The 6379-nt window shown below is 69.4% G+C and carries 6 protein-coding genes; 4 read left to right on the top strand and 2 right to left on the bottom strand.

Features of this window, described 5'->3' with window-relative positions:
* Window positions 1-143: 143 nt before the first annotated feature.
* Both ACWGID_RS39635 and ACWGID_RS39630 read left to right on the top strand, forming a co-directional pair.
* On the top strand, window positions 144-791 hold the full coding sequence (locus tag ACWGID_RS39635; protein WP_452204535.1) for an amino acid ABC transporter permease: 648 nt from the start codon (window positions 144-146) through the stop codon (window positions 789-791).
* Window positions 791-1672, top strand: a complete 882-nt coding sequence (locus ACWGID_RS39630) for an amino acid ABC transporter permease (protein WP_452204534.1) — start codon at window positions 791-793, stop codon at window positions 1670-1672. Before ACWGID_RS39635 ends, ACWGID_RS39630 begins: the two co-directional genes overlap by 1 nt.
* Window positions 1673-1707: 35 nt before the next feature.
* Here the strand turns inward: ACWGID_RS39630 and ACWGID_RS39625 are convergent, their stop codons facing one another.
* A complete protein-coding gene (locus ACWGID_RS39625; protein WP_452204533.1) occupies window positions 1708-2361 on the bottom strand; it encodes a TetR/AcrR family transcriptional regulator C-terminal domain-containing protein in 654 nt (217 codons plus the stop codon).
* Between the two features lie 93 nt (window positions 2362-2454).
* On the opposite strand from ACWGID_RS39625, the gene ACWGID_RS39620 reads away from it, so the two are divergent.
* The gene (locus ACWGID_RS39620) at window positions 2455-3912 is read left to right on the top strand and encodes an FAD-dependent monooxygenase (protein WP_452204532.1); all 1458 of its coding nucleotides are present in this window, start codon (window positions 2455-2457) and stop codon (window positions 3910-3912) included.
* Here ACWGID_RS39620 and ACWGID_RS39615 read toward each other — a convergent pair.
* Window positions 3896-5185 (bottom strand): aspartate aminotransferase family protein, encoded by a 1290-nt coding sequence (locus tag ACWGID_RS39615; RefSeq protein WP_452204531.1) that lies wholly within the window; start codon window positions 5183-5185, stop codon window positions 3896-3898. The two genes, ACWGID_RS39620 and ACWGID_RS39615, sit on opposite strands and share 17 nt — an antisense overlap.
* Window positions 5186-5245: 60 nt before the next feature.
* Here ACWGID_RS39615 and ACWGID_RS39610 point away from each other — a divergent pair.
* Window positions 5246-6379, top strand: a 1134-nt coding sequence (locus ACWGID_RS39610) for an LOG family protein (RefSeq protein ID WP_452204556.1), incomplete at its 3' end; no start/stop codon positions are given.

Here is a 6379-nt window from a genome sequence, read left to right as displayed (position 1 = left end):
TCGGACCCGCCGGGGCCGTCCGCCGCGCCGGCGCCCGCCGCGCGGCGCGTCGCAACCGACCGCCCGCTGCGGCGCGGCGGGGCCCGCCCCCGCCGGCCCCCCCCCCCCCGGGCTGTGTACCTGTAGGCAAGAGGAAGGTCGCGATGTTCTCGGTCCTTACCGACAACTGGCCGTTGTTCCGGGACGGTTTCTGGCTGACGATCCGGTTGTTCGTGGTGTCCGGCGTGCTCAGCCTGGTGTTCGGCACCGTGCTGGGAGCGTTCCGGGTCTCCCCGGTGCCCGCCCTGCGCGGCATCGGCACCGGCTACGTCAACATCCTGCGGAACACCCCGCTCACGCTGGTCTTCGCGTTCCTGTTCTTCGGCGCCGCCAAGATGCACCTCGCGCTGCCGAACCCGTTCTGGACCGGCGTCGGCGCGCTGACGATCTACACGTCGGCCTTCATCTGCGAGGTGGTCCGGGCCGGTGTCAACACGATCTCGCCGGGCCAGTCCGAGGCGGCCCGCGCGGTCGGTATGTCGTTCGTGCAGGTGCTGACGATCGTCGTGCTGCCGCAGGCCTTCCGGGCGATCATCCCGCCGCTGATGAGTGTGCTGATCGCGTTGCTGAAGAACACCACGATCGCGGCCGGCTTCTCGGTCGCGGAGGCCGGCTCGATCCCGGCGTCGATGTCCGAGCGCGGTGAGAACCAGCTGCTCACGCTGACCTGGATCGCGATCGGGTTCCTGATCCTGATCGTGCCGCTGATCTTCCTGCAACGATGGGCCGAACGACGGACGGCGGTGGCCTGATGAGCTCTGTTCTGTACGAGTCCCCCGGACCCCGCGGGAAGTTCCGCAACCGGATCTTCAACGTCGTCGTCCTGGTGCTGCTGGCCGGCGCGATCGCCTGGCTGATCCACCGGCTGTACGTCAACGGCCAGTTCGAGAGCCGGCTCTGGCGGCAGTTCCAGTACACGGCGATCCAGAACCAGCTGCTGGACGGTCTGGTCAACACCCTGAAGGCCGCCGGACTCGCCACGGTCTTCGCGCTGCTGTTCGGTGCGGTCTTCGCGGCCGCGCGGATCAGTGATCACGCCTGGCTACGGACCCCGGCCACGTTGATCGTCGAGCTGTTCCGGGCGATCCCGCTGCTGATCCTGATGTTCTTCTTCTACTACGGCAGCATCCAGTTCCAGCTCGGTCTGGGCCCGTTCTGGGCGGTCGTCTTCGGTCTGACGCTGTACAACGGCTCGGTCCTGGCGGAGATCTTCCGGGCCGGCATCGCCGCCGTACCGAAGGGTCAGCGCGAGGCGGCGTACGCGATCGGGCTGCGGAAGAACCAGGTGGTCCGGCTGGTGCTGTTGCCGCAGGCCATCAGCTCGATGCTGCCGGCGATCGTCAGCCAGCTGGTCGTGCTGCTGAAGGACACCGCCCTCGGGTTCATCATCACCTACGCGGAGCTGCTGTACGTCGGACGCCAGATGGGCGGCCGCCTCACCTACGGGTTCCCGTACATCCCGACGTACATCGTGATCGCGATCATCTACATCGGTCTGTGCTCGCTGCTCTCGCTGCTCGCCAAGTACCTCGAGGGCCGCTCGCGCCGCCGCCGCAAGGTGACCGGCGCCCCGCCGCCGATCGTCGACGCGCCCGACCAGGCCTCCGGCCTCGATCCGGGCGCCCGCATCTGACCCGAAGGCCCTTCCGCACCCGCGGAGGGGCCTTCTCAGTTCCCGGGGCGGATGTCGTACGTCGCTCGGACGCCGGCCAGGATCACGCGCAGACCGTGCTCGAACTCGGCGTCGGGATCAGAGGCGAAGACGTCGACGACCATTCGCGACGTCAAGGGATAGCGCTCGGCGTCGACGAACTCCCGGATCTGATCCGGTTGGTACGGATTGCCCTCGGGGTAGTCGACACCGGTCTGCGCCTGCTCCTCGATGACGTAGCCGACCGTGTAGTGCAGCAGGATCGGGAACACCCGGGTGACGTCGCGCGCCGAGAACCCGGCGTCTTCCAGCGTGCGCAGCGTCAGCTCGGTCACCCGCCACATGGACTCGTCGCTGACATTGGTCCCGGCGAGCACGCGGGCGCCGTCGCGGTACCGCAGGAGGGCCTTCCGCAGCCGCCCCGCCAGGTCGATCAGCCAGTCCTGCCAGTCCGTCCCGCGCCGCGGCGCCTCGACTCCTTCGACGGCACTGACGAACAGCACGCGCGCCATCGCGTCCAGCAGGTCGCGCTTGTTCTTGACGTGCCAGTACAGCGCCGGCGCCTGGACGCCGAGGGCGCCCGCCACCTTGCGCATGGTCAGGCCGTCGACCCCGCCGTCGTCGAGCAGCGGCAGCGCCGCGGTGGCGATGGTCCTGGCATCGAGTTTCACGTCGGTCTCCTGTTCGTCCTTGACAACCTTAACAACGTTTTGCTCTCCTTAACAGCGTTAAAGGAAATCGAACGACATTAAGGAGATGCCTTCATGGATGTGGTGATCGCCGGCGCCGGGCCGACCGGACTGATGCTGGCCGCCGAGCTGCGCCTGGCCGGGATCGACGTCCTCGTGCTGGACGCGCTGCCGGCGCGGACGGGTGAGTCGCGGGCGGGCGGCATTCACGCCCGCACGATGGAGATCTTCGACCAGCGCGGCCTGATGGAGCGCCTCTTGCCGCACGGCCGGGTGATCCAGGCGGGCCACTTCGGCGGCGTACCGATGGACTTCAGCGACTTCCCGACCCGCTACCCTTACACGCTCGGCATCGTGCAGGCCGTGATCGAACGCGAGCTCGAGACCTATGCGACCGACCTCGGCGCCGTCGTGCGGTGGTCCGCGCCGGTCCGCGGGTTCCGTCAGGACGACGCCGGTGTCGAGGTCGAGGTCGGCGGCCCGGACGGCAGCGTGATCCGGTGCTCGTACCTGGTCGGGTGCGACGGCGGACGCAGTACCGTCCGCAAACTGGCCGGCATCGGGTTCGACGGTACCGACGCGACGATGACCGGAATGCTGCTCGACGCAGAGCTCGCCGAGCCGCCCGCCGGCACGGTCTTCGGGCGGCGGAGCGGTCCCGGTGACTACTCGATGATCCAGTTCCAGCCGGGCTGGTACCGGATGATGGTGCAGCGCTACGACCGCGTGGTCGACCGTGCGCACGAGCCGACGTTCGAGGACTTCCGGGACTCGTTCCGCGAGGTCGCGGGGACCGACTACGGGATGCACAGTCCGCGGTGGGTCTCGCAGTACGGCGACGCGGCACGGCAGGCCGACCGGTACCGCGAGGGCCGGGTGTTCCTCGCCGGGGACGCCGCCCACATCCACTTCCCCGCGGGCGGTCAGGGACTGAACCTCGGCGTACAGGACGCGGTCAATCTCGGGTGGAAGCTCGCGTCCGTCCTGCGGGGTCACGCGTCGAGCGAACTGCTGGACACCTACCAGGCCGAGCGGTACCCGGTCGCTGCCAACGTATTGCACAACACCCGCGCGCAGACCGCCCTCTCACGGCCCGGCCAGCACGTGGACGCGCTGCGCGACACGTTCAGCGGGCTGCTCGAGATCGACGACGTACGCCGGCGGCTCGGCCTGATGATCACCGCCCTCGACCTCCGGTACGACGTCAAGGGCGATCACGTCCTGGCCGGACGCCGCGTTCCGGACGCGGACCTCACCGTCGCCGGTGAGGCCACCCGCGTCCATCAACTGCTCCGCGGCGGCCGACCCGTTCTGCTGTCGCTCCACGGCAGTGCCGTGCCGTCGAGCGACCGCATCGACCAGATCCAGGCGCAGTGCGCCAGTGACAGCTGGACCGTGCCGGGCGTCGGCGACGTCGCCGTACCGAGCGCAGTACTGATCCGACCGGACGGCTACGTCGCCTGGGCCACGGACGAGCTCTCCACCGAAGGACTGGACGAGGCGATGGCCACCTGGTTCAGCGCAGGGTGTTGAAGGAGTCGCGGATGATCTCCAGAGCCTCGCCGGCTTCCTCCTCGGTCAGCGTCATCGGCGGGGCCATCCGGAGGACGTTGCCGTAGAGGCCGCCCTTGCCGACCAGCAGGCCGCGGTTCTTCGTCTCCTGTTGGAGCTTGGCGGTCGCGGCGGGGTCGGGGCTGTTGTCGTCGGGTTTGACGATCTCGGCCGCCAGCATCAGGCCCTTGCCGCGGACGTCGCCCAGCTCGGGGTACTCGTCGGAGATACCGCGCAGACCGTCGGCGAGCTGGGCGCCGCGCTTGGCCGCGTTCGCCTGCAGGTCCTTGTCGAGCAGGTAGTCGATCGTCGCCTTCGCCGCGCTGGTGGAGATCGGGTTGCCGCCGAACGTCGACAGCGAGTTCGCCTTGATGCTGTCCATCAGGTCGCCGCGCGCAACGACGCCGCCGATCGCGAACCCGTTGCCGAGCCCCTTCGCGAACGTCATCGCGTCCGGCACGACGCCATGCGCCTGGATCCCCCAGAAGTGGTCACCGGTCCGGCCCCACCCGGTCTGTACCTCGTCGGAGATGAAGAGGATCCCGTACTCGTCCAGGACCTCCTTGAACGCGGCGTACAGACCGTCGGGCGGCGAGGAGAACCCGCCGACACCCTGGATCGGTTCGGCGATCAGACAGGCCACGTCGCCGGCCGTCGTGGTCTCGATGACGTTGCGCAGGTCGTCGACGCAGACCTTGATGTACTCCGCGTCGGGCAGGTCCTTGAACGGGCTGCGGTACCGGTACGCGCCCTGCAGGTACTGCACGTTCACCGGGGACAGGCTGCTCGCGGACCAGCCGCGGTTGCCGGTGATCGCCACGGTGCCGAACGCGCGGCCGTGGTACGAGTTGCGCATCGCCAGCACCTGGTTGGAGCGGCGGTTCTGGGTGGCGAGCAGCAGCGCCGTCTCGTTCGCCTCCGTGCCGGAGTTCGCGAAGAACACCTTCGCTTCCGGGATCCCGGACAGCTCGGCGATCTGCTCGGCCAGCTCGATCTGCTTGCGGATCAGGTACACCGTCGAGGTGTGCGCGATCCCGGACCCGAGCTGCTCGCGGACCGCGTCGGAGATCTCCGCGATGTCGTACCCGATCGCGTTGGTCAGGATGCCGGCGAAGAAGTCGAGGTAGGTGTTCCCCTCACCGTCGGTGACCCGGCGTCCGGATCCCTCCACGATCTCGATCGGCTCCTCGTAGTACAACGCGAGCCAAGCCGGCATGACGGCCTTGTGACGCTCCCAGAGCTCCGCATGTGTCATGTCCAACCATTACCTCAACTGATAGTGCACGTCTATCCAGCTAGGGTGCTCTCCGTGACGATGCCGAGCATTCCGCATGTGGACATCGAGTCCCTGGAGCAGTTCGACCGGGTGCTGGCCGCGGGCGCCACCACGATGGCCGGCTGGCGGATCCAGTCGGTCGACCTGACCGGGCGGACGGCGGAACTGGTCGGGCTGAACCCGATGGGCTCGGTGTTCCTCGGCTGCGCGCTGGAGGAGAAGGCCGACGGATGGGTCCGCGACGGCGGCGGGCTGGTGTTCCCGGCGATCCCGGCGCTGCCGTTCGACGCGTACCGCGGGCGGCTGTACGACGCCGACGAGCTGTTCGCCGGCCTCGAGCACGGGTACGACGCCACGCCGGACGCCCGGATCTACGCCTGGTCCCGGCAGCACGACGAGAAGGGCGACACCAGCCGGACCCTCGCAGCGGCGCTCCACGACCACGCGATCGCCGACGCGCTCACCGAACTCCCCGACGACAAGCCATGGGTCGGGGTGATGGGCGGTCACGGCGTACTGCGGGGTGACGCGAACTACCGCTCCGCGGTCCTGCTCGGCCGGACGCTGGCTCGCCGCGGCCGCCTGGTCGTCACCGGCGGCGGTCCGGGCGCGATGGAAGCCGCCAACCTCGGCGCGTCGCTGGCGTCGTACGACGATGCCGCTGTCGACTCCGCGCTGGCGGCGCTGAGCGCAGTACCGTCGTTCCGCCCGTCGATCGCCGCGTGGGCCGAGGCGGGTCTCGACGTACGGCGGGCGTTCCCCGGCGACGGTGGCGTGTCGATCCCGACATGGTTCTACGGCCACGAGCCGCCGAACGTGTTCGCGTCCGCGATCGCGAAGTACTTCTCGAACGCGCAGCGCGAGGACGTCCTGCTCAGCCGGGCCCGCGGCGGCATCATCTACCTCCCGGGCGCGGCCGGCACCGTCCAGGAGGTCTTCCAGGCCGTCACGCCGAACTACTACGGCGACGCGGCCACCCAGATCCCGCTCATCCTCGTCGACGTGGCGCACTGGACCGAGAAGCTGCCCGTCTGGCCCCTCCTCCAGTCCCTCGCCGCAGACCGCCCGATGGGTACGTCGAGCCGCCCCCGGGCGCCGCCCCCGCGGGGGGGGGCCCAGGGGGGCGGGTCTCCGCCCCCCCCGGGCGGGGGGCAGCTCAGTGAGGGTGTCAGT

The organism is Kribbella sp. NPDC054772 (assembly GCF_053611945.1).
Note: the sequence above shows the minus strand (reverse complement) of the source record. Positions and strands in the feature narration are given on the sequence as shown.